Below are 22,391 nucleotides of genomic sequence, written 5' to 3' on the forward strand. Positions count from 1 at the left end.
CGGCACGGAAGCGGTCCCGCGCGCCGGGCGCGCCCATTCCTGGCACCAGGCAGGACCGGGATCAGCTTGATGGATTCGAGCGGGCCCGCAGCGTATCGAGCCGTAGACTTCGGCAGCGAACGCCGACGATGTCCGGCCGTTGCGCGCTCTTGGGGGAGGAATCGCATGCAGGACCTTTCGGACTCGATGGAGATCGCCGAGCCTGAGGAGAACGGTCGGAGCAATACCGCCGACTCACCTGCTGTGGACGATCCGACACCCGACTCGGACATCAACTCGACGACGGTATCGACGGTCCTGGTGGAGGTGATTCCAGGAGTTGCTGTCGTCTGTGGCGTTGAGGTTCCAGCGGAACTGAAGCCCGATCTCCTCGACTTCGGCATCGTGTCGGCCACCGACCGCAAGCAGATCTCCACCGTGCTCGCCTCGATCGGGAACACGGCGACCGTGGCCGGCAACCTCGGACACGCATTCGCCAGCGTGCAGGGGCTCTACAGGCTCGGCGCCGGGACACAGGCCTGGCTGAATGCCGGCGCAACGCTCACCGTGAAGGACGGTGCGAACCTCGGAGCAGTGTTCGCCAACGGAAAAATCGTCCATCAGGCCCGCCTCCTCCCCGTCGCTACGGTGAGCACGGCACAGACCGCGGCCTCGATCGGACCGGCGCTGGCCATGGTCGGCCTTCAGATGCAGCTGAACGAGGTCACGGGCCTTGTCAAGACCAACATCGCGCTGACACGCCAGGTGCTCGCGGCCATCCGCAACGAGCAGTGGACCGAACTGACGGGGCTCGTCACCACCATCGATCGCGCGGTCGACCAGGCGCGGGAGATCGAATCGGTCCCCACCTCCTTGTGGGACAATGTCGCGGGTAGTGAGGCGTCGCTGCGTAAGCAGCTTGAGCTGTACCGGCTGAACGTCCGTGGTCACGTCGGACAGATCGACGAGACCGACCCGGGTCGCCGCCGGGAGTATCTCCAGTCGAACGCCGAGGCAATCGTCTTCGACGCCAACGCCCTCATGTCCTCCCTCAAGGCATGGACCGGGTATCAGGCGCTCCGCGCCGGGAGGGCGAGAGCAACTGGACGCGAAGACGCTGACGAGGCACGGCTCGTCGACGTCATCGCGCGCGACACCCGTGCGGAGTTCGACTCCGCTCTCGCCGAGACGACGAGCCTCGTCGGCGCGCTGACGCGAGAGCTGCGGATCATCGCCGAGCTCCCAGGACCCGACGCATGGCCGCTGCCCGGGAAGCGGAAGGACGTGAAGGCAGCCCGCGACGTCTCCGCCCGTCTTCTGGAGGCGATCGAGCCTCTTGCCGACGCTCTCCATCCGCCGGCCCCTCCGCTCGAGGCTCCGGACGTCGTCTGCGCACCCACATCGCTGGATTCCAAGCCGTACCTCCGCATCCTGCAATGGTTCCTCGAGGACGGTGAGACCGTACGTGTCCTCGGCTTCCCCGACCAGCTCGATGCCCTCGGTCCGATTTCCGCGATCCTCGGCGGGGCGAAGGAGAAGCTGGCGGCGGCGAGGGACAAGACCGCGGCGAAGACACTGGTCGCCGTCACGGATCGCCGCATCATCACGGCCAGGACGAACACGTTCCTCGAGCAAGGCGAGATCCGTCAGGTCATCCCGATCGACCACGTGCGATACGTCCGAGCGGCGACGACACAGGACAAGAACACGCGCTTGGCCATCGACGTCATCACGCGCGACGAGAACATCCGGTGGCTCTTCCAGGCTGACATCGACAACGCTCAAGTGGACGCGCTCGCCGCCGTGCTCGCCGAGTCGATGACGATCCCTGACGCTGAACGCGATGAACTTAAACGGCGGCGCCACATCCCCATCGAGGCGGCCAAGTAGGGCGAGAATATGGGCCCGAGGTCCACGGACCCGACTGGATCCGAGGCCACGACCGGTGACGCCGAATGGGCGAGCGAGCCAATTGACATGGGCTGTGGTTGCTTGCCGCGAACGTACCCAGCTCGCACCACCGACCGAAGCTCCCATACCTCGAACGAGTGGCGTCGCAACTCGCTGTTGAGTAAGCCCGGTTCGGTGGGTGGGTTGTCTCCCGCAGGGCGTTGAAGAACACCGCATAGGACCAGGGCACGGGACCCCGCACCCCGGTGCCGAGCTGGGCAAATGCGCTGTCCCCGAGCTGGTCGACTTCCGCCTTGCCCCCCTGGATCGCGCGCGGTGGGGCACTTCTCCACCTGCCGTCGGCGGGCAGCCGGGCCCACTACGCAGCCCCTCTCAGCCCTCTCCACGGGCACGGGAAGCGCCCCGCTGCTCACTACGATCCATGGCCCGCAAGCGGTCCCGCCAGTCGTACGGATCACCGCCATACGAACCAACTGCCGCTCTTCGAAAGGGCCCTGCCATGCCTCGCCTCGCACCCGTCCCAGGTTCCCCGGCGGCGCCCACCGATCCGCCTCCCGTACCGCCCACGCCCTGGTGGAGAACCGGATGGGCACGCGGCGGCTTCGTCCTGGCCGTACCTCTGCTCGGGTGGCTCAACACGTTCCTCGGGTTCCTCATGCTGCTGGTTGCGGTCTTCCTTCTGTGGTGGGGCAATGCCTGGCGAAAGCGATGGAAGGCGGCCGCGACTGTCGCGGCCGGGGTCCTGTTCGGGGCTGTCCTGCCGCCGACACCCCAGGACACGGCGTCGGTCACTGTGGCGGGGCCAGACGCGAAAGCGCGAAACGTCGGAGGCTCGGTCAACTCCCCTTCCCCATCCCCGAGCGGCACGACGGAGGACGGGCAGGCAGCAAAGGCGAAGCCCGATCCGGCGGTCCCCGACTACCGAGGCCTGCGGCTGGACAAGGCTCAGGACAGGGCACGGGCCGACGGCTTCACCGTCGGCGACCACAACGCGTCCGACCAGAACAACGCCATCTGGATGCGCTCCAACTGGACCGTCTGCTTTCAGCAGGTCGGCACATCGTCGGGTGGCACGAGCACGATCGACTTCGGAGCAGTGCAGACCGGCGCCCCGTGCCCCGCAAGGGACGGCGGCCCCATCCCTTGGCCGAAGATGCCGGACCTGGTCGGTGCGACCTGGAAGACGGCGCAGAAGAAGCTCGCCACTCTCGACATCCCGTCCGACCGCACTTATGCGAGCACGAGCTACGGCAACGACACTCTTCCCGACGAGGGTCAGTACGACGAGTGGCAGGTGTGCGCACATGATCCGACCCGCGACGAACCGATCACCGACAGCCCGTCAGTGACGCTGTGGCTGTCCGCGCCGGTGAACGACTGTCCCGCGCATGCAGGGGAGGCCAAGGGATCGGCGGAGCTGCCCGACCGCGACCACGACTGGGACCCGGACTACCACGACCCGTTCCCCGGCGACCGGAACCGCAACAGCACCTTCCCGGACGGCCTGACCGGAAGTTCGGGTGGCTCAAGCAGCTCAGGTGGCTCGTCGAACGGCTCGGCCGGCGGGAGTGGCTGGGGCGGCTGCCGCCACTCCCGGTGGTGCTGAGCCGAACACCTGGGCCGCTCGTGCAAAGGCAAGGCCATATGAATGGTCAGACCCCATGGATAGCCTGACAGCGTGTACGACATGACGGACCCAGCCGCCGGTCGTCGGGCAGCGAAGGCCGCTGCATAGGCAGACAGAGACATGGAAACCCCTCCCTGGCGCCAACGTACGCAGTTGTCCTCCAGGGTGGCCGGACAGCGATAGGGGCCACCAGTGGAAAGCGTGAGGTCGTCGGTCGTCACCGTAGTCGCGTTATTGCTCGCCACCGGCTGCTCGGCTCAGCCGAGCACCGGTCAGGCCGAGAGCGGCGCCTGTCCACCCGTCGCCTCCGACATCTCAGCCCACCCCATACGCACATCCGGGCCCTCACGCCAGGTCGAGTTGGGTGGCGTGCGGTGCTCGGACGCGGACTCGGGCATGAGCGCTGTGGACATCACAGTGAAGAACACCGGCACGAGCGAAGCCAACTACTACGTCACCGTCGAGTTCATCGACTCCGAGCAGCACTCGCTCGCCACTGAGTACACCTACTTCGGCCACGTGAGGGCCTCGGCGACCATGTCGAGGACGGCCTACGGGGTACGGCCGACCGACGGCCGCGGGGTGGCTGTCCGCCTCGTCGAGGTGAAGCGTGAGGTCGTTCCGACGAAAGCCCCGGCAAGTGCTCTGGACACGGCGGTAGACCTCTTCGTGGAACACGGCCTCGTACCCGCCGGCACTCCGTACGGGGATTGTCCGGACACCGCACCTCAGGCCTATTGGATCGGTGACCGAGGAAACTGCTGGACCGCCGTCAATACCTTGCCACCGCTACCGGCCACATCAACGCCGCTGGCCACCCTCGCAGTTCCGACGCCCGCGCCTGCCCTTCCCGGAGCCGTGTGCCGCGACGGCTGGGTCTCCGGATCCACCGGCCGCGGAACCTGTTCCCACCATGGCGGTATCGGCCGCTGAGTCCAGCCGGGTGCTGCCTTAACAGCGCGGCTTCTTCCGGGCGGAACGCAGGGCGCTGGCCGTAGTCGATCAGCTACTGTACGGACACGTTCGATTCATGGGCGGTATGTACGTATGCGGAGGGGCACATCTTGGTCGGCAGCGCTCCCGGGCCGGAGCCGGAACAGTCGTCACCGGACCCCGCGTCCACCGTGTCCGCGACACCGCGGAACGACGAACCGCTCGTCGAACTGACCGACACCGGACTCAGCGCCGGCATCGAAGCGGAGGACCTCGGTCCGAGCCACCGGGCGCCGTTCGACCCGGAACTGATTGACGTCTATCCGCGCGCGACGACCATCGACCTGATGCTTCAGCGCCTCAAACGAGGACTCATCGATCTGCAACCCGACTTCCAGCGGCGCTCCGGCATCTGGAACGAGACGGCCCAGAGCAGACTGATCGAGTCGCTTCTCCTGCGCATCGCGCTGCCCACGATCTATGTGGCGGAGGAGGCCGACGACTCCTGGACCGTTGTGGACGGCGTGCAGCGGCTCACCACCATCGTCCGGTTCGTCAAGCCTGAGGCCGCCGGGCTGGAACCCCTGGTGCTGAGAAATCTGGAGTACCTCGACTACAACGACAAGACGTTCGAGGACCTGCCGGGGCGCATGCAGACCCGCATCCTGGAGACCGAGCTGTCCTTGTTGCTCATCCGGAAGGGCACGCCCGAAGAGGCTCGGTTCAACATCTTCACGCGGATCAACACCGGCGGTCTGCCCCTCTCCCAGCAAGAGCTTCGGCACGCGCTCATTCCGGGCGCTGCACGAGATCTGTTGGCCCGGCTCGCCGCGAGCCCCTTCTTCCTCACCGCGACCGCAGGCAGTGTCTCCCCCAGCCGCATGGCGGATCGAGAACTGTGCCTGCGTTTTCTGGCGTTCTGGCTGACTCGGCCCGGGCGATATGTCACCCAGGACTTCGACGGTTTCCTGCGCGCGGCGATGCACCGCATCAACAAGCTCACTCCGGCGGAGTTGGAGAACCTGGAAGCCCGTTTCTGTCTCGCCATGGTCGACAGCGAGCGGGTCTTCGGTGACCAGGCGTTCCGCAAGCGGTTCGGGCCATCGGTACGTCGTTATCCGATCAACAAGGCACTCTTCGAGGTGCAGGCCGTGACCCTGGCTCGGTGTACACCGGAAGAGGCCAAGGCGCTGTCCGAACGCGCGGACACCGTCGCGGTGAAGTTCCAGAGGTTGATGGAGGATCCGGCCTTCTACGACGCCATCTCCTCAGGCACCGGCGATGCCAACAAGGTCAACTACCGCTTCCAGTCAATGACGGACCTGTTCCGCGAGGTGTTGGAGTCCACGGATGCTTGAGTCGCTCACTCTCACCAACTTCAAGGCGTTCGCCCACCAGGAACTCCGTCTGGCCCACTTCACCCTGCTGACGGGACTCAACTCCTCCGGCAAGAGCTCCGTACTCCAGTCCCTGGCGCTGCTACGGCAGTCCTTCGAGTCCGGTGACCTTGCCCCAGTCGGCGGCGGCGAGGCCGGGCTACTGCTCAACGAGGAGCTGGTACAGCTCGGCATCGGGCAGGACGTACGGCACGAGTCGTATGACGAGACCGGTCCGCACATCGCGCTCGCGGTGCGTGGTGACGGCGCTTCCATCCAGTGGAGGGCCGTGTACGAGCGGGAAGCCGACCATCTGAAGCTGCTGCAGGACGAGGACAGGGACAGCCGGAATCCTGCCGGTTTGCTACCGACCCTCTTCGGGCCGGGCTTCCAGTACCTGAAAGCCGACCGTGTCTCACCCCAGGTCAGCTACCCGCGCTCGCACCACGCCGTGTCCACCCGCGGCTTCCTCGGCGCGCATGGTGAGCACACCGTGAACTACCTGCGCGCTCACCAGGACGACACCGTCGAAGCGTCAGCGCTCCTCGTCCCGGACTCCACCTCCGTCACGCTGCTCGGTCAGACAGAAGCCTGGATGCAGAAACTTTGCCCCGGGGTAAGCCTGGAGGCGGCCGGCATCGACGGCACCGACTCTGTCCGGCTGAGCTACCGCTTCGGATCGGGTGTCTCCCAGTCCAACCGGTACCGCCCCACCAACGTCGGGTTCGGGCTCACGTACGTCCTGCCGATCGTCGTGGCCTGTCTGTCGGCCAAGCCGGGGACGCTGATCCTGCTGGAGAATCCGGAGGCGCACCTGCACCCGCAGGGGCAGACCTGGATGGCGTACCTGGCGAGCGCGGCGGCCGCGAGCGGGGCGCAGATCGTGATGGAGACGCACAGCGACCACGTACTCAACGGACTGCGACTCCGCGTCAAGCAAGAGCTGCTGAGCCCCGACGCTACCGCCGTGCACTACTTCCGTCGCAAGGATCAGACCTCGGAGGTCGTCAGCCCAGTCATCGGGGTCGACGGACGGCTCTCCGAGTGGCCGAAGGGTTTCTTCGACGAGTGGGAGAACTCCCTCGACCAACTGCTCGACTGAGTAGGCACACGAAGTCAACGAACGTGCCCCGGGGGGGGGGGTCGGGGCCGTTGGCGCGGAACGAGAATGGGGTGGGGCGTGCCGCTGCATGTGTTTCTAAACGAGCTGTCCTGTGCGTCCGAGTGCCGGGTGGACGACGTCGCGGAGGGAATGCGCGCCTTCGTAGGAGTGCTCAGGCAATTACAGCGCCAGCGCGGCATCAGCCTCGCCACGCGTGAGCCGTTCAGCGAGTCAGAACTCGCGCGAGGCTATTACTACGCGCAGTGGCGCAATGACCCCCGTAACAAGGAAGAAGTTCTCTACTTCGATCGGATGCGCGACCGCTGTGTCACCTTCACAGCCGCCCTTCAGGCAGCGGCAGCGCACGAGCGGGACGACATATGGCACCGCTTCAAGGGAGTCGACGTCCAGGGGCTCCGCGCGGCCTTGATGGCTGACGGGCTCGCCCTCAGCCTGCCGCTGGCGCCAGACTGGGACACCGCCTGGGTGGATCTGGACATCGAAGAGCTGTCGGAGGGGCCTGAGCCCGGAGACATCGTCGCCGACGAGTACACGGACAAGGTCCGGCACACCTCTCAGAAGGCACACCTCGCCGAACACGAGGCGTGGATCCTCCGGGAGGGACTGGACCGCCTCTCAAACGGAGCTGAACTCTGGGCGGGCCGAACTGACTTCTTCCCCAACCTCCAGTTCCTCGACCGAGTGCAGGACGATCTGGAGAACCTGGACCCGAGGTGGTTCAAAGGTGCGCGCCAGTTGTTGCGCCAGCTTCAGGCGAGCGCGGCAGCATGGGACCCGGTCACCTCCCCCACCGGCCCGCACTGGGAAGCCCCGAACATCAGACCGGAGCATGAGAACGCCCGCAGGAACCGTTTCTGGGAGGACCAGGACGGCGAGAGCCGTTGCTTCGAGCTTCATGGGAACCTCAACCGCGGCGCCGGGCGCATCTACTTCCGGCTCGTTCACGACGAGAAAGCCATCCGCATCGCTCACATCGGGCGCCATCTCTGAAACAGACACTCCCGGCTCCCTCTCCACCAGCAAAGGCGCAGGTGACATGACTGATTCCACCCCCGGTCCCGCAGAGACGCAGGCCCGCACCAGCTACCTCCTGGACGGACGCCGGGTGACCCTCTTCGACCTGCTCAGCGCCGGGCTTCTCGTGGCGGGCGAGCATCTGTCGTTCGTTCGGCCCCGGATGGGCGAGAAGCACGAGGCCACAGTCACGTCTCGAGGATGGATCCGGCTGGCGGACGGGGAGGAGTTCCGCTCGCCGTCCAAGGCGGCCATGGTCGCCGTCGGGTATGGGTCGTTCGACGGGTGGGAGGCGTGGCAAGTGGACGACGGCAGATTCCTGACGCAATTGCGCCAAGAGCTGCTGGACCGGGCCGCCGAGGAAGCCGACCCCACGGAACCGGAGGAGGAGCAACAGACGTCGCTTTCTCCCAGGGAGCGCCATGCCCGGCTGAAGAAGGCCCGCGAGTCGGCCGAGGCGGGAAGTCCGTTCACTCTTTCCGTGCAAGAACTACTGGGCTGGTGGGGCGCGACAGGCCGAGGAATTGTTAACGAGCAGATCGAGGCCGAACTCGCCAACCACAGCCTCATCACCTCACCCGAATTCGACAAAATCCCCCTGACCGCCACGGTCCACCTGGTCAAGGCCGCGGAAGAAGACACCAAGGACATTCCTCTCACCGAGTCTCCAGCGACGATCACCGTTTCGGCGAGTGCGGCCGAAGAACAGGAATCGCGTGAGGCCGGGCTGACCGTCGGCACCCTGCCGTCCGCTCTCGGCGGCGTCGTCAGTGTCAAGCCGACGGCTACCTTCGAGGAGATCATCACGCTGATGGTGCTCCACGACTTCTCCCAACTGCCCGTCCTCGCCGGTCCCCACAACCTGCGGGGATCCGTCTCGTGGAAATCGATAGCCCGCGCCCGGCATGCCGATCCCGGCGCCCATCTCTCCCAGGCCATCGTTGACGCACGGGAGGTCCGCTACGACCACGACCTGATCGATGTCCTCCCCACACTGGCCGAGCACGACTTCGTCCTCGTCAGAGACCAGCGAAACGCCATCGCCGGCATCGTCACCGCAGCAGACGTGGCCCGGGCCTACGGCGATCTGGCCGGACATTTCCTCCTGATCGGGGAGATGGACCGCAGGCTGCGGCAGGTCATCGCGGGGGCCTTCACCCTGCCCGAGGTCACAAAACTCTGCGACCCGGATGGCGAACGCGTCACCTCCTTCGGCGACATGACCGTCGGCGACTACCAACGCGTACTGGAGAACCCCGTTCTGTGGGAGCAACTCGGATGGCCGCTCGACCGCAAGGTGTTCATCGCATGGCTTGAGGAGATCCGCAGGATCCGCAACAACGTCATGCACTTCAACAGCAGCGATCCCCTGCCGAAAGGGGACGTGGACAAGATCCGCAACCTCAACAAGCTGCTGAGGGAGTACGGGGAGTAGATCCAGGAACTCACCGCCGCACACCGCCGCGTACACGAAACACACCGTCGCCTACGGCGCGTGGCTGTGTGCGCGTCGGGCCTGGGCACAGCAGGGAGCACCCGGCAGCGTGGGCGTCATGAACAGTGAGCACTCCCCCACCTCCATGGCAGCGACCGCGAAGCGTGGTGCGGCAGAAGTGGGCACCTGGAAGGACGAGTTCACGATGCGCTTCAGCTCGACTCCTCGCGGTGCCCGCCTCGCCCGCCGCCTGGTCGCGGACCGGCTTGACGCGTGGGGGCACCCTCACACGTCCACCGCCAACGACACGCTGACCCTCATCACGGCTGAGCTGACCGCCAACGCCGTGCGCCACGGTCACGTGCCTGGACGGGACTTCGAGGTGCGGCTCATCGCCGGAGAGGAGGCTCTTCGGGTTGAGGTGTCCGACACTCGCGCGGAACGCGTACCGACGCTATCCCCCAACGAACCGCCTGGCGAGGCAGAGTCCGGCCGGGGCCTGATGCTGGTCGCCGCGCTGGCCGACGAGTGGGGGACCGCATCGCGCCACGGCGCTCCCGGTAAGACAGTGTGGGCCGAGGTGCGGTGCCCTCTCACCGGCCATTCACCCACACGCGAGTACCCGTGATGCCTCGCGTACTCTCCGTGCATGGTTTACGTCGTAGCGCTCAGTGAAGACCAACTCAACCGAATAGACATGGAGTTACGGCTGAAGCAGGTCTTCACCAAAACTGTCGCCGCCGCCTCACTACCACGCGATCCTCGACCTCAGATCACTCTGCTGGTCAGACGGCAGTCCGAAGCCGACCAGGCGTCCCCACTGGTCTGGCTGGGAGTTGTACGACAGCCACGCGGAGAGAAGGTGGCGGCAGTCGACTCTCGAGTGACCGTGGACCTATTGCGGGAATGCCCGGTTCCCGTGTCGATGCACTCCGTCGGGCAGCAACTGCCGCTCGGTGTACGGGATGCGCTCTCTGCAGCTTCGAGAAGAGAAGTCACAGTCCTGGAAGACACGATCTCCGAAGCTCTCCTCACGGTTCTCGCCCAGCAACACGAGAAGCTGCGCCTACTGCTCGAATTCCTCGGCGAAGCAGCCACGCCGGAACGCCTCGATCCGCAGGGTCGGCCCGAGGACGCATCATGGCAAGAGCAGCTCGAAGCCGCCCGGCTGGCTCTGGTTACCGGCGGAATTCCGCCAGCGCGGCTCGCCGCCTGGCGACGCCCAGCTGGTCGTCACGAACCAGTCCTGGCCGGTTTGATCGCAGAACCATACGAGCCATCGCTGATCGACTACGACATGCACCACTTCTTCGACGGAGACGATGTCTTCCAGTCCATGGGGTACCCGTACGAGGAGAACTCTCTGGGCTCCTCCTTCCGATGCGGCATCCGCGTCTTCGAGCACCTCGGCCGCCGTATTGAGATCGCGAATGTCAACGCAACCGACGTCGAAACCCGCCTCGGCACCGACATGATCTACTACCACGAGGCCACGCAAAGCTTCGTGCTGGTGCAGTACAAGCGCCTGCCACACGAGGCAAGAGAACGATGGATCCGTGTCGACAAGCGGCTGTTGAGCCAACTGGACCGGCTGGAAAGGGTGGCAGCCCTCAGCCGCCCGGCAGGCATGCCCCACGAGTGGCGCCTGGGTCCCGACCCATGCTTCGTGAAGCTCGCCTACTGGCCGTTGACGGAAACCATCGATCCGGGCCCTGCTCCGGGCATGTACCTGTCCGTGCCCTACGTGCGGCTGCTGTTGAACGATTACGCCACGCTGGGCCCCAACGGTGGACGACGGCTCGGATATCCACAGGTCGACCGCTATTTGACCAACACGGAGTTCACCACACTCATCAAGAACGGATTGGTGGGCACCGTCGGCACGACGATCCAACAACTCGCGGAACTCGGAGCGCAACGGGCCGAGGAAGACAAGATGTCCGTCGTCCTCGCCGTCGAGCGGGCCACCGACCCGTTGCGCAAGACGGTGAAGGAGCGGCACAAGCGCAACCACTCCCAGGGCTATGACAAAACGCTCGCAAACCGCTTGCGCAGGCAGCGCCGGTCCACTCCGCCCATTCCCGGCCAGCAGACGTTTCCCGAGTCCTGATCCCCGTAGTGGTCGGTCATCCGGATCGGCGCAGACCACTCAGCCATCGAGACTCCGGGCCACGAACGTCATGTGCTGAATGTTCCCCATCTTGTTCCAAGTCGTGTGAGCACCCGTGCTTACAGCACCTCGGGACCGGTCCCGCAGCCAGCTCTCCCCCGCACTCGCCTTCGAGCCGCGAAATTCCACGAGACCGGTGAAGCACCTGGCGGCCTCCCGGTTGGCGTCGTCGTACTGCCTGCCGTGCGGCACCTTGGACAAGTGGTAGGAGCGGGCGGTGGTGTAGCGGAGGATGCCCCACGGCGGGCCTCCGCCGCGTGCGGGCGGCGTCTGGGTGACGTACGTGGCGGGATGAATCCCGTAGTCGCCGTAGCGCAGTCGGGGCAGGTACGAGCGTTCGCTGTGCCGGATCTCGTGCCATGTCTCCCAGTCCGTGCGCGGGGCCTCGTACGGAACGCCTTCCCTGAAGTCGTCGGGCGGTTCGGGGAATCCGCCCGCCACGACGGTCATGGTGTGCCAGGCGGTGAGCTGAATCAGGGTGTCCAGGGCGCGCAGGGCTTCCTTGGCGGCGTCGGGGCGGTCGGGCAGGACCGTGGCGAGGTCGAGGAAGAGGTCCGCGGGGCACCCCGTGGGCAGCCGGTCGAGCAGCTCGGCGACGTCCGAGGCCGTGCGGTCGTTCCAGTCGCCGGGGAGCCGTACGCGGATACCGAGTCCGTCCTCGCGGTGTCGGGCCGCGGCGAGGGCGAGTGACTGCTGGGCGTCGGGCCGCCCGGGTCCCGTGACCGGCCGCAGGTTGCGGTGGTCCCACCAGTCGGGGGTAAGGACGTCGGCCAGGACCGCTGCTTCGTCCTCGTCGGCGAAGGGCGCGTCCAGCCAACCGGTGCCGAGGCGCTGTGCGGTGGAGATGGCACCGGCCTCCTTGGCGATGCGTTCGGCCAGTGGTTTCGGCAGCATGCCGGGGCGGGGAGGCAGTGTCCACAGCGGAGCGACCTGACGCTGTACGTCCGGCGCCAGGGTGCGGTAGGCGGCTGCCGCGTGAGGCCGGGTCGGCAGAACGGGGACGTACAGCGGTACGGACATGGCGTTCCCCCCTTGGCGCTGCCCGTGCTCGGTTCTTCCTTCGCTTTCCTGCGTTCTGCGCGCTTCCCTCGTTTTCCTTCAGGGTGAAACCAGCAAGGAAAGCCCGAAAGGGCGCCAATCAGCCACAGTTGGGGCGAAGGACAGGGCTGTCACCGGCTCTTGCGGCGGGAACGGTCCGTTGGTGTACCAGCCCCATCACACACTGTCCGACCTGCCCTATACGGTTGATCCGCACCACACGGGGCGCCCGCTGCCACAAAAGCGCCTTGGGATCCGCAGACGTAAGGGGAGCGTCGTGAAACCCACTCTGGCCGCCGCACAGCTGCGGGGCAGTTTGACGCAGTACCTCACGACGACCTACGCGCTGGCCGACGACGACACCCGGCGAGCGCTGGAGCGGTTCCTGGGGGACCCGGAGTCGGGGATCTTCCGAGGACCGTATCTGCGGATCAGGACGCCGTTCCACAAGGCGGACGACGGGTGGGAGCGGCATCTGGAGTGGCGGCCCGGCTTCACGCCGTGGCGGCACCAGGCCAAGGCGTGGCAGCGGCTCAGCACACTGGGCGGCAGGGAGGCCGAGCCGACACTCGTGACGACCGGCACGGGTTCCGGAAAGACGGAGTCGTTCCTGGTGCCGGTGCTCGACCACTGCCGGCGGCAGAAGGCTCTCGGGCGGCGCGGCGTGAAGGCCGTCCTGCTGTATCCGATGAACGCGCTCGCCACCGATCAGGCGGGCCGCATCAGCGACTACCTGACCGCGCCCGACCTCGCTCAGGTGACCGCGGGGCTGTACATCGGCGACCGGCCGGACACCGACTTCCGGCGGGTCATGACACGGCGCGAGGAGATGCGCGTCTCCCCGCCTGACGTACTGATCACCAACTACAAGATGCTGGACCTGCTCCTGCAGCGCGGTGAGGACCGAGCGTTGTGGGAGGGCGCCGACGTCGCGTACGTGGTGCTGGACGAATTCCACACCTACGACGGCGCACAGGGCACCGACGTGGCCATGCTGCTGCGCCGGCTGGCGACGGCCGTCGGAGCCAGCCGGCCGGACCGGCCGCTCGGGCGGATCTGCCCCGTGGCGACCTCCGCGACGCTCGGGGCGGGGCGGGCGGGCACGTCCGCCGGGGGCATCCTGGACGTGGCGGCGCAGGTGTTCGGCATGCCGTTCACGGCGGACGCGGTCATCGGTGAGGAGCGGATGACCGCCGAGGAGTTCACCGGCGAGGTCGACTACGCGCTTCCCGAGCCGCCCACCCCGCAGGAGGTCATCGCGGCGTCGGGTGGCGTCGGCGTGGAGGCGAAGCCGGACCTGCTGGACCTGGACGGGCTCGCCGCCCGCATGCTGGGGCGGCAGGGCCTCGACGCGTTCCGTATCGGCCGTCTGCTGAAGCGACACGACTTCACACAGGGTGTGCTCGCGCTGCTCGACGGCGAGCCGCTGGACGAGTGGGGCCTACGGGACCGGCTCGCGCGCTTCGGATACGCCTGGGGGCGCACCGCCCGGGAGAACCCGCAGCTGGTGCTGCAAGCCCTGTCCCGTTTCGTGGCCCTGCTATCCGCCGCCCGGGACCCCGACTCCGACGAACGGCGTCCGCGTCCTCTGTTGCACGTGGAGGCCCATCTCTGGGTACGGCCGGTCACGCGCGTGCTGCGCGGGGTCGGCCAGACACCGGAGTTCCGCTGGTACGAAGACGACCGCGCGCAGGCCCGCCGCGCCGCCCTGGCCGCGGCGCCGCCCTCGGACGAGGAGGACGGCACCTCCGCGGGCAACGGGTCCTCGGGTGGAGCGAACCGGCCGCAGCCCCTGGCGGGGACGGACACTGCGGTGCGCCCCGCGCAGGTGCATCTGCCCGCCGTGTACTGCCGCGCGTGTGGGCGTTCCGGCTGGGCCGCGCTGTCACCCGAGACCGATCCGCAGCAGCTCGTCATGGCACAGGACCGGATCTGGCGGGCCGGTGTCGGCCGCGACAAGCGCCGCATCCGCTACTTCATCTCCGCGACCGAGCCTGAGCGGCGACAGGCACTCGACGCGCTTGCCGGGCGACTGCCCGCGGCCAGCGGTGTCGACCCCCTCTCCGTCGTGGTACTCGATGGGGCGCAAGGCACCTACCGGCTGCCGATAGCAGGAGACGACGGAGACCTGGTGGACGCCTGGTTCGCGCTCGCGCTGCTCGACAAGAAGACCGCTGACAAGGCAGCCAAAGACGACCGCTGTCCGGCGTGCAACACCGACAACAGCATCCGGTTCCTCGGTACGGCACAGGCGGCGCTGGCCTCGGCCACGGTCACCCAGCTCTTCACAGGCGGGGACATCGCGCTGGTACCGGAGGAACGCAAGACACTGCTGTTCAACGACTCCACGCAGGACGCCGCGCACCGCGCTGGATACGTCGCCAACGCCTCGTACAAGTTCTCACTCAGGTCGCTGCTCGCGCACAACCTCGACGAATCCGGAGCGGCGACCGCGCTCAACGACCTGATCGGCAACGTACTCGACTCGGTGGACGACCCCGACGCGCTGGCCGCCGTCGTACCCCCGGATCTGCACGACGAGCCGGGTGTCGACCGGGTGTTGTCGGGCCGCGGTACCGGCGACGCCCGCACCTGGCGGCTGATCGGTGAACGGCTGGCGTTCGCCACGATCATGGAGTTCGGGCTGCGGTCACGGCTGGGCCGCACCCTGGAGCTTACGCGGACGGCCGCCGCTGAGGTCGTCGTCGACGAACCGGAGCGGGTCACCGACCTCGCGCGCGATCTGCACCTCGCGCTGCCGGGCCAGATGGTGATGACGGGTGGCCTCCCCACACCCGAGCGGTATCTCGCCTACGTGCGAGGCATCCTGGAGCGGCTGCGGTTGCGCGGCGCGGTCCGGCACCGGTGGCTGGAGCAGTGGATGCGGGAGGCCGGCTCCGACCGGTTCCTGATCAGCGGACGGCGGCCCGACGGCATGCCCGCCTTCCCGGAAGGGGTCGCGCCTCCTCGGTTCCTGCTGGACGGGCAGAAGGACAGGACCGAGTTCGACGTGGTCACCGGCCGACAGGCATGGTTCCAGGACTGGACCCGCCGCTGCCTCGGGCTGGACGCCGTCGGGGCCACCGAATACCTCCGCCGACTCCTGCCCGCCCTCGCCGACGAGCATGTGCTCAGTGTGCGGACGGCGAAGGACCGCACCACGCGCGTCTACGGCCTCCAGCCCGGCCACATCCAGGTACGGCTGCTGGACGACTCGATCGTCAACAAGGCGTTCGTGGCGTGCGAGGACTGCGGCTGGCAGCAGGTCGTGCCGCCGGAGCGGCGTACCCGCTGGTACGGCCATCCGTGCCCGCGCTACCGGTGCAAGGGATACCTGACGCCGCCGCAACCGGGGATGCACCGCTCGGCGGGGTCCGACCCGCACGGCGGCAGCGGGGGCCTCACGGCCGCGGGCGTCGGTGTACTCCAGGAGCGCGACTACACGAACGACTACTACCGGCGGCTGTACCTGACCGGTGGCACCTTCCGCGTCGTGACGGCCGAACACACCGGCATGCTGACCCGCGCGCAGCGAGAGCAGGTCGAACGGACCTTCCGCGCCGGTACGCACTACACCGACCCCAATGTGCTGTCCTGCACTCCCACCCTGGAACTCGGCATCGACATCGGTGACCTGTCGGCCGTGCTGATCGGCTCGCTGCCGAAGGGCCCCGCGAATTATGTGCAACAGGCGGGCCGCGCGGGACGCAAGACGGGTAACGCGCTGGTCGTCGCCTTCGGCGGACGCCGTGCCCGGGACCTGTACTACCTGGACCAGCCGCGAGAGATGATCGCGGGCGACATCGTGCCGCCCGGCTGTTACCTGTCGGCGGTGGAGATCCTGCGCCGCCAGTACACCGCGTGGCTGCTGGACCTGGCTGCTCGCGGCGGCCTCTCGACCTCGGACGACGAGCATCTGCAGCCGGTGCCCCGGCTCGCCTCCGCACTCTTCGGTACGACGGGCTGGTGCCAGGACCTCGCGGACGCCGCTCAGACACACGGGGCGACGCTCGTCGAGCAGTTCCTGGCCCTGTTTCCCGAAAGCGGCGCTCCCGCACCGGCCGCGGACGGCCTCGTCACGCCCGACGGTGACGACACCGGAGTGTCGGCGCATGCGGCCGACGAACTACGAACGTACGCGATCGGCGGCATCGTACGAGCTCTCCAGGAGGCGGAGGAGGACTGGACCGGACGGCGGGAGGAACTGCGGCGCAGGATCGCCGCGATCGACGAGGCCGTCGACTCCCTGGCCCGCACCGACGAGGTCCAGGACCGAGAACGGCGGGAACTGCTTGCCGAGCGCCGCAGCACGGGGGACCTGCTGCGGGAGCTGAGCCGGACCAGCGCGCACGGCACACTCGTCGAACTGGGGCTCCTTCCGAACTACAGCCTGGCCGACACCACGACCCAGCTGGAAGCCACCCTGTACTGGTCCGAGGTCCCCTCGGACAGCGACGACCCGTCCGAGACAGGAGCCCCCAGGGAAGCCAGGCCGCCCACCGGCACGGAGCGCATTTACCGCAGCGAGACCCGCGACTACGAACGCTCCCGCAAAACAGCCCTCACCGAACTGGCCCCCGGCAACAGCTTCTACGTCAACGGCTACAAGCATGTGGTGCGCGCCCTCGACATCGGCAGTCCGGAACGCCGCGCCTGGTCGGTGTGGCGGCTGTGTCCCTCCTGCGGATACGTGCGCACGCAGGACGCGCAGACCGACACCTCGGCCTGCCCGCGCTGCGACGGACGGGAGATCGCCGACGCGGGCTGTATCCAGTACGTGCTCCAGCCGCGCCGGGTCGTCGCCCGCGACAAACGCGACGATGCCCGGGTGCGGGACGACCGCGACGAGCGGGCCCGCCGACAGTACGCGGTGCTCACCACCGTGGACATCGACCCCGACCATCTCGCCATCGACTCCTGGCGGCACGAAACGGCGACCTTCGGCGTGGACTTCTCCCGGAAAGCCGTCATCAGAACGCTGAATCTGGGGCTCGACCGGCAGGACGGCAGCTCCACGGTGCCGCTGGCCGGCGAGGAAGTACGGATCAACCCGTTCTACGTCTGCACCGCCTGCGGTGGGGCGACGGCGGAGGGCAAGCCGGTCGTCGACCAGCCACAGCACGCGCTGACCGAATCGGGGGCCGCCACCACAAAGGGCAGCTTCCACCATCTGCTGTGGTGCCCCCGGCGGCGTACTCACGGATCCGCCGGCGCGCAGGGGCGTGGGGCGGGCCAGGACGTACCGCTGCTGCTGGCCCACGAGCTGACCACGGAAGCCGTACGGATCCTGCTGCCGGCCTCGGTGACACGGGCCCGGGAACGGCTCGCCTCCTTCACCGCGGCGCTGTTCGCCGGCATCGCAGCGCGCTACGGCGGCGACCCCGACCACATCGACATCGCCGCCGCCTCCATGCCGGACAGCCCGGACCAGCTCGGCTCGGACTTCCCGCGGCGCTTCCTCGTCGTCTACGACCGGTTGCCCGGCGGCACCGGCTACCTGCACCGACTGGCGTCCTCGGACGGTTTCCGCGAGGTGCTCCTCAAGGCGCGCGAGGTCATCGACACCTGCCCCTGCCAGCAGAAGGAGCTGGACGGCTGTCACCAGTGCCTGCTGCGCAGGGTGCCCCCGTCGGACTACGACCGCGTCTCCCGCCGGGAGGTGCAGTCCATGTTGGACGAACTCCTCGGCGCCCACGGCGAATGCTGGCAGACTGTCCCAGTCTTGACTACCCGTCAGATCCCACTGGAGCGACAGGCGGAGAGTGACCTCGAGGTCATGTTCGTCGACATGTTGGAGGAGTGGGCCAAGCAGCCCGAGTCCCGGGCGACGGCGGACACGTACACCACGCCGGCGGGCACCCGCGCGCTGGATCTGCGGCTGACCACCGGCGAGGGAACCACCGTGAGCTGGCGAGTTTCGCAACAGCGTGTCCTCGACGGGACTCGGCCCGACGTCCTCTTCGAGCGGCTCGACGCACCGGGCCCGCGGCTCGCCGTCTACCTGGACGGATACCGCTACCACGCGAGCACCGAGTACAACCGTCTCGCGGACGACGCGACGAAACGGGCCCGACTCCGGGCGGACGGGCTGCGAGTGTTCCAACTGACCTACCCCGACATCAAGGAGTGGCGGAACCGGGTCCGCGACACGGGATACGCCGGGGTCGCTCCCGCGGATCCGGTGTGGTTGCCCTACGACCAGGAAGCACAGGGGCGGGCACGCGCCTATTACGAGCGCACGCGCGGCGGCCTGCCCGGCGAACTGTCGGAGACCGTGTGGGTCAACCCGGCCGAACTGCTGCTCGCCTACCTCCGCGCCCCCGACGCCCAGCGGTGGCACCACCGGGCCGAGGCCGCCGTCGCCGGATTCATCGGGACACCGGGCCTTCGGGACACACCGGTGCGAGCGGACATGGTCGGGCGGGCCGTGGAAGGAGCGCTGCGCGGCGAAGTTTCCGACGCTCCGAACGGGCCGCTCCGCGTTTTGACGGCGACGGACCGGTCCGGATGCCGGGTTGTCCTCGTCGCCGACGTGAGGCACCGGCCACCCACCTGGACGGGACTCACGCTCCTGGACGACAGCGCCCACGCCGTCGCGGACGAGAAGACCCACAAGCGGCGTTGGCAGGCCTGGCTGTACTGGAGCAACGTACTGCAGTTCCTGGAGCACGGCGGAGGGGACAGCGCACAGCTCACCACCGCGCTCCTGGACGGCTTCACTGCGGACGTGCTCACCGTGACCGGCGGAGCGGGGTGGCTGTCCTCGACCCGCATCATCCCGACCACCGCCGACGGCTCACAACGGGAACCGGACAGCCTGCCGCCGGTGGCTGTGACCACCGGACTGCCCGCGGTACCGGCGAGAACGACCGAGGAAGCGCCCTTCGAGTCCCGGCCGAAGCGCGACGGTGCCTGGGACGCGGTACTGGAGTACGTGGACCCCGACGAGGCGGGGCTGGCCGAACTGGCCCACGCACTCGCCGAACTGGGCGTTCCCGCACCCGAGGACGGCTTCGAACTCGACGAACACGGCTGGCAGGCCGAACTGGCCTGGCCACCCGCCCGAATCGGTGTGGTTCTGGCGCCACAGGGCACGCCCGAGAACCCCGACATCGAGGCACAGGACCGCGACCGTGCATTCGCCGCCGCCCATTGGGACGTACGGCCGGCGGGCGAGTGGACGGCGGAGGAGATCGCCGCCCGTCTCGGCGTCAGTGCCGAGCGGACACCGAACGGCCCTGCAGATCACGGTGGGCAGGACAACGGCACGGCCGGGCACAACGAGAACAAGAACGAGAACGGGGAGTCGGCATGACGAAGACCGGAGGCGTGACGCTGCGCCTGCTCGACAAGGCGGACAAGGAGATCCTCCGGCTGCCACGCACGGTCAAGGGCGCCCTGTTCGACTTCCAACACAAGTTCAAGGACAACCCGCGCACTCCGGGGCTGAAGCTCAAGCAACTCAAGGGCGACAGCAGGATCTGGTCCGCGCGCATCAACGACGAGTACCGGGCTCTGCTGCTCCGGCTGGCCGAAGATGACTGGCTCATCGTCTCGGTCAAGCACCGCAAGGAGGTCTACGACCGGCTGGCCTACGGGATCAACCACGTCACCGGTGGCATCGAGTACGTCGACCTCCAGGTGGTGGAGGACAGCATCCTGCGGCGCATTCCGCTTCAGGGGCCACCGCCCACCACCCCGGCCGCGCCCGTCGAAGCCCCGCCCCCCTCCCCCCAACCGCTGTTCGCCGCCTGGAGCGACGCGCAGTTGAGCGAACTGGGTGTGGCGGAACCCCTGGTGCCGGTCATCCGGACCCTCGCCACCGAGGAGCAGATTCTTGGGCTGATCGAATACGCGCCGCAGCTCACCGGTGAGGTCCTGCTTGCGCTCTACGACGGAAAGCCGTTCGAAGAGGTGCGGGACGAGGTCACCGCACCCGTAGCCGCTCCGGAACCCGTCGACCCCGAAGACTTCCGGACGGCCGCCGAGCGACCCGCCACGGTCGTCACCACGTCCGACGACGCGCTGCGCGAGGCGCTGGAGGCCGGGGACTTCGGCCGCTGGAAGGTCTTCCTCCACCCTGCGCAGTCCAAGCTGGTCGAACGCCGCTACTCCGGCCCCGCTCGGGTCGGAGGTGGCCCCGGTACCGGAAAGACCATCGTCGCCCTGCACCGCGTCCGCCACCTGGTATCGCAGCTGCCGCCCGGTCACACCAAGCCCGTACTGCTGACCACGTACAACAAGAACCTCGCCGCCGACCTGCGCTCCCGCCTCCTGGAACTGGGCGGCGAGCAACTGCTGTCGCGGGTGGAGGTGAGCCACGTCGACCAGCTCGCGCTACGTGTCGTACGGGAGGCCGAGCCCGGCAGCCGCAAGCAGACCATCGACGACAGCCAGGCCGTACGGGAATGGCGGGCGATGCTCGACGAACTCGGCGAGAGCGGCTGGGACGCGGAGTTCCTCCACGACGAGTGGACGCAGGTCATCCTCGGGCAGGCCGTCGGCACCCGCACCGACTACTTCCGGGCACGCCGCGCCGGGCGGGGCAAGAATGTAGGCCGGTCGGAACGGGCAGCCATCTGGCAGCTCACCGAGCGCTTCACACAGCGCCTGGACCGGCTCGGACGCCAGACGTGGGACCAAGTGGCCGAGCGCGCCGCCCGCCTGGAGATAGGGCGGGAGCAGCGTATCCGCGCCATCGAGCAGCAGCGGGAAGAAGCGGGCGGCCTGGACAACATCCACCTCCAGGACGGCTCCGGCGGCTGGCTACGCTACCGGTACCGGCACATCGTCGTCGACGAGGCACAGGACCTGCGTCCCGCGCACTGGAAAATGCTGCGGGCGATGACGGCCCGCGAGGCGGACGACCTGTTTCTGGTAGGCGACACCCACCAGCGCATCTACAAGAACCAGGTGACGCTCGGCAGCCTCGGCATCAACATCCGCGGACGGTCCGCGAAGCTCAGCCTCAGCTACCGGACGACACGGCAGATCCTGCGTTCCGCGCTGGAGGTGCTGGGCGAGGAGACCTACGACGACCTCGACGGCAGCTCGGAGACCCTGGCCGGGTACCGTTCCGTACTCAGCGGCGGCGCGCCCGGCATGCACCCGTGCCCCGACTGGCAGTCGGAGCGCGAGGCGATCGCCGCACACATCCTGGCCTGGGACGCCCATCCGGACGAGCGGATCGCGCACGAGCGGATCGCCATCTGCGTTCCCACCAACCTGATGGCGAGTGAGGTGGGAAGCACGCTCGCGGAACACGGCATCCGCGCCCTTGAGATCGGCGCCGACGGCGCGCGGGGCGGGTCCGGAGTTCACATCGGGACCATGTTCCGGTTCAAGGGATTGGAATACCAGCGCATGATCATCGCCGGGGTCAGTGACGGTCTGGTCCCCCGCGAGCAAGTCAACCAGCTGCGTCAGGTGGACCCCGCCCGCTACCGGAGGGAACTCCAGCGGGCGCGATCCCTGCTGTTCGTGGCAGCGACCCGGGCACGCGACAGTCTCGACATCTTCTGGCATGGCAAGCCGAGCCCGTTCCTGCATCACACGCCTTCGTGAGCAGCGTGCCTAAGTTGACTCTTGGTAAGCGCGGAGTGATCACGGTCTGACATTCACGTTCACGGGTGTCCGACGGACTGTTACACCCTCTGTGACTTCAGGGACTTTAAGCGCTGCCCGAGGGGACTCCCGAGGGACTTTGCGCCGCCTGACGCGACAAGCTTCCGAAAAGCCGGAAAGGGCCTCCGTCGTAGTTCAGAGGCCCTTTCCTAGGCAAGTCC

General features: G+C 67.8%; 12 protein-coding genes. 11 read left to right on the forward strand and 1 reads right to left on the reverse strand.

Features of this window, described 5'->3' with window-relative positions; translation table 11 throughout:
• Window positions 1-165: 165 nt before the first annotated feature.
• The 9 genes from ACZ48Z_RS07815 to ACZ48Z_RS07855 all read left to right on the forward strand — a co-directional run bounded on the left by ACZ48Z_RS07815 (window position 166) and on the right by ACZ48Z_RS07855 (window position 11,508).
• Window positions 166-1,869 carry a hypothetical protein gene (locus ACZ48Z_RS07815; protein ID WP_468734922.1) on the forward strand — a complete coding sequence of 568 codons (1,704 nt, stop codon included), beginning with the start codon at window positions 166-168 and terminating at the stop codon, window positions 1,867-1,869.
• Window positions 1,870-2,389: 520 nt separating this feature from the next.
• Window positions 2,390-3,496: a hypothetical protein gene (locus ACZ48Z_RS07820; RefSeq protein ID WP_468734923.1), complete on the forward strand. Its 1,107-nt coding sequence runs from the start codon at window positions 2,390-2,392 to the stop codon at window positions 3,494-3,496.
• A gap of 438 nt (window positions 3,497-3,934) precedes the next feature.
• Complete coding sequence (locus tag ACZ48Z_RS07825; protein ID WP_468734924.1) at window positions 3,935-4,450, forward strand: hypothetical protein; 516 nt, start codon at window positions 3,935-3,937, stop codon at window positions 4,448-4,450.
• A gap of 191 nt (window positions 4,451-4,641) precedes the next feature.
• Window positions 4,642-5,808, forward strand: a complete 1,167-nt coding sequence (locus ACZ48Z_RS07830) for a DUF262 domain-containing protein (protein ID WP_468734925.1) — start codon at window positions 4,642-4,644, stop codon at window positions 5,806-5,808.
• Entirely contained in the window at window positions 5,801-6,928 is a 1,128-nt protein-coding gene (locus tag ACZ48Z_RS07835) for an AAA family ATPase (protein WP_468734926.1), read from the forward strand. The genes ACZ48Z_RS07830 and ACZ48Z_RS07835 overlap by 8 nt, the downstream gene beginning before the upstream one ends.
• Before the next feature lie 78 nt (window positions 6,929-7,006).
• A complete protein-coding gene (locus ACZ48Z_RS07840) occupies window positions 7,007-7,939 on the forward strand; it encodes a hypothetical protein (RefSeq protein WP_468734927.1) in 933 nt (310 codons plus the stop codon).
• A 46-nt stretch (window positions 7,940-7,985) separates the two neighbouring features.
• Window positions 7,986-9,398 carry a restriction system modified-DNA reader domain-containing protein gene (locus ACZ48Z_RS07845; protein WP_468735226.1) on the forward strand — a complete coding sequence of 471 codons (1,413 nt, stop codon included), beginning with the start codon at window positions 7,986-7,988 and terminating at the stop codon, window positions 9,396-9,398.
• A gap of 118 nt (window positions 9,399-9,516) precedes the next feature.
• The gene (locus tag ACZ48Z_RS07850) at window positions 9,517-10,026 is read left to right on the forward strand and encodes an ATP-binding protein (RefSeq protein WP_468734928.1); all 510 of its coding nucleotides are present in this window, start codon (window positions 9,517-9,519) and stop codon (window positions 10,024-10,026) included.
• A 21-nt stretch (window positions 10,027-10,047) separates the two neighbouring features.
• On the forward strand, window positions 10,048-11,508 hold the full coding sequence (locus ACZ48Z_RS07855) for a hypothetical protein (RefSeq protein ID WP_468734929.1): 1,461 nt from the start codon (window positions 10,048-10,050) through the stop codon (window positions 11,506-11,508).
• 39 nt (window positions 11,509-11,547) lie between these two features.
• On the opposite strand, the gene ACZ48Z_RS07860 is transcribed toward ACZ48Z_RS07855, so the two are convergent.
• Window positions 11,548-12,588 carry a beta family protein gene (locus ACZ48Z_RS07860; protein WP_468734930.1) on the reverse strand — a complete coding sequence of 347 codons (1,041 nt, stop codon included), beginning with the start codon at window positions 12,586-12,588 and terminating at the stop codon, window positions 11,548-11,550.
• 295 nt (window positions 12,589-12,883) lie between these two features.
• Here ACZ48Z_RS07860 and ACZ48Z_RS07865 point away from each other — a divergent pair, with 295 nt between their 5' ends.
• Window positions 12,884-19,921 carry a DEAD/DEAH box helicase gene (locus tag ACZ48Z_RS07865; protein WP_468734931.1) on the forward strand — a complete coding sequence of 2,346 codons (7,038 nt, stop codon included), beginning with the start codon at window positions 12,884-12,886 and terminating at the stop codon, window positions 19,919-19,921.
• Window positions 19,918-22,170, forward strand: a complete 2,253-nt coding sequence (locus ACZ48Z_RS07870) for a UvrD-helicase domain-containing protein (protein ID WP_468734932.1) — start codon at window positions 19,918-19,920, stop codon at window positions 22,168-22,170. Before ACZ48Z_RS07865 ends, ACZ48Z_RS07870 begins: the two co-directional genes overlap by 4 nt.
• Window positions 22,171-22,391: the final 221 nt, after the last annotated feature.

Source organism: Streptomyces sp. NPDC031225, assembly GCF_055570355.1.

Excerpts from the sequence above, each read along its gene's own strand:
- ACZ48Z_RS07820 (WP_468734923.1), top strand. The coding sequence starts at position 2,390 with ATGCCTCGCCTCGCACCCGTCCCAGGTTCCCCGGCGGCGCCCACCGAT.
- ACZ48Z_RS07855 (WP_468734929.1), top strand. The coding sequence starts at position 10,048 with ATGGTTTACGTCGTAGCGCTCAGTGAAGACCAACTCAACCGAATAGAC.
- ACZ48Z_RS07845 (WP_468735226.1), top strand. The coding sequence starts at position 7,986 with ATGACTGATTCCACCCCCGGTCCCGCAGAGACGCAGGCCCGCACCAGC.
- ACZ48Z_RS07815 (WP_468734922.1), top strand. The coding sequence starts at position 166 with ATGCAGGACCTTTCGGACTCGATGGAGATCGCCGAGCCTGAGGAGAAC.
- ACZ48Z_RS07860 (WP_468734930.1), bottom strand. The coding sequence starts at position 12,588 with ATGTCCGTACCGCTGTACGTCCCCGTTCTGCCGACCCGGCCTCACGCG.
- ACZ48Z_RS07870 (WP_468734932.1), top strand. The coding sequence starts at position 19,918 with ATGACGAAGACCGGAGGCGTGACGCTGCGCCTGCTCGACAAGGCGGAC.
- ACZ48Z_RS07835 (WP_468734926.1), top strand. The coding sequence starts at position 5,801 with ATGCTTGAGTCGCTCACTCTCACCAACTTCAAGGCGTTCGCCCACCAG.
- ACZ48Z_RS07850 (WP_468734928.1), top strand. The coding sequence starts at position 9,517 with ATGAACAGTGAGCACTCCCCCACCTCCATGGCAGCGACCGCGAAGCGT.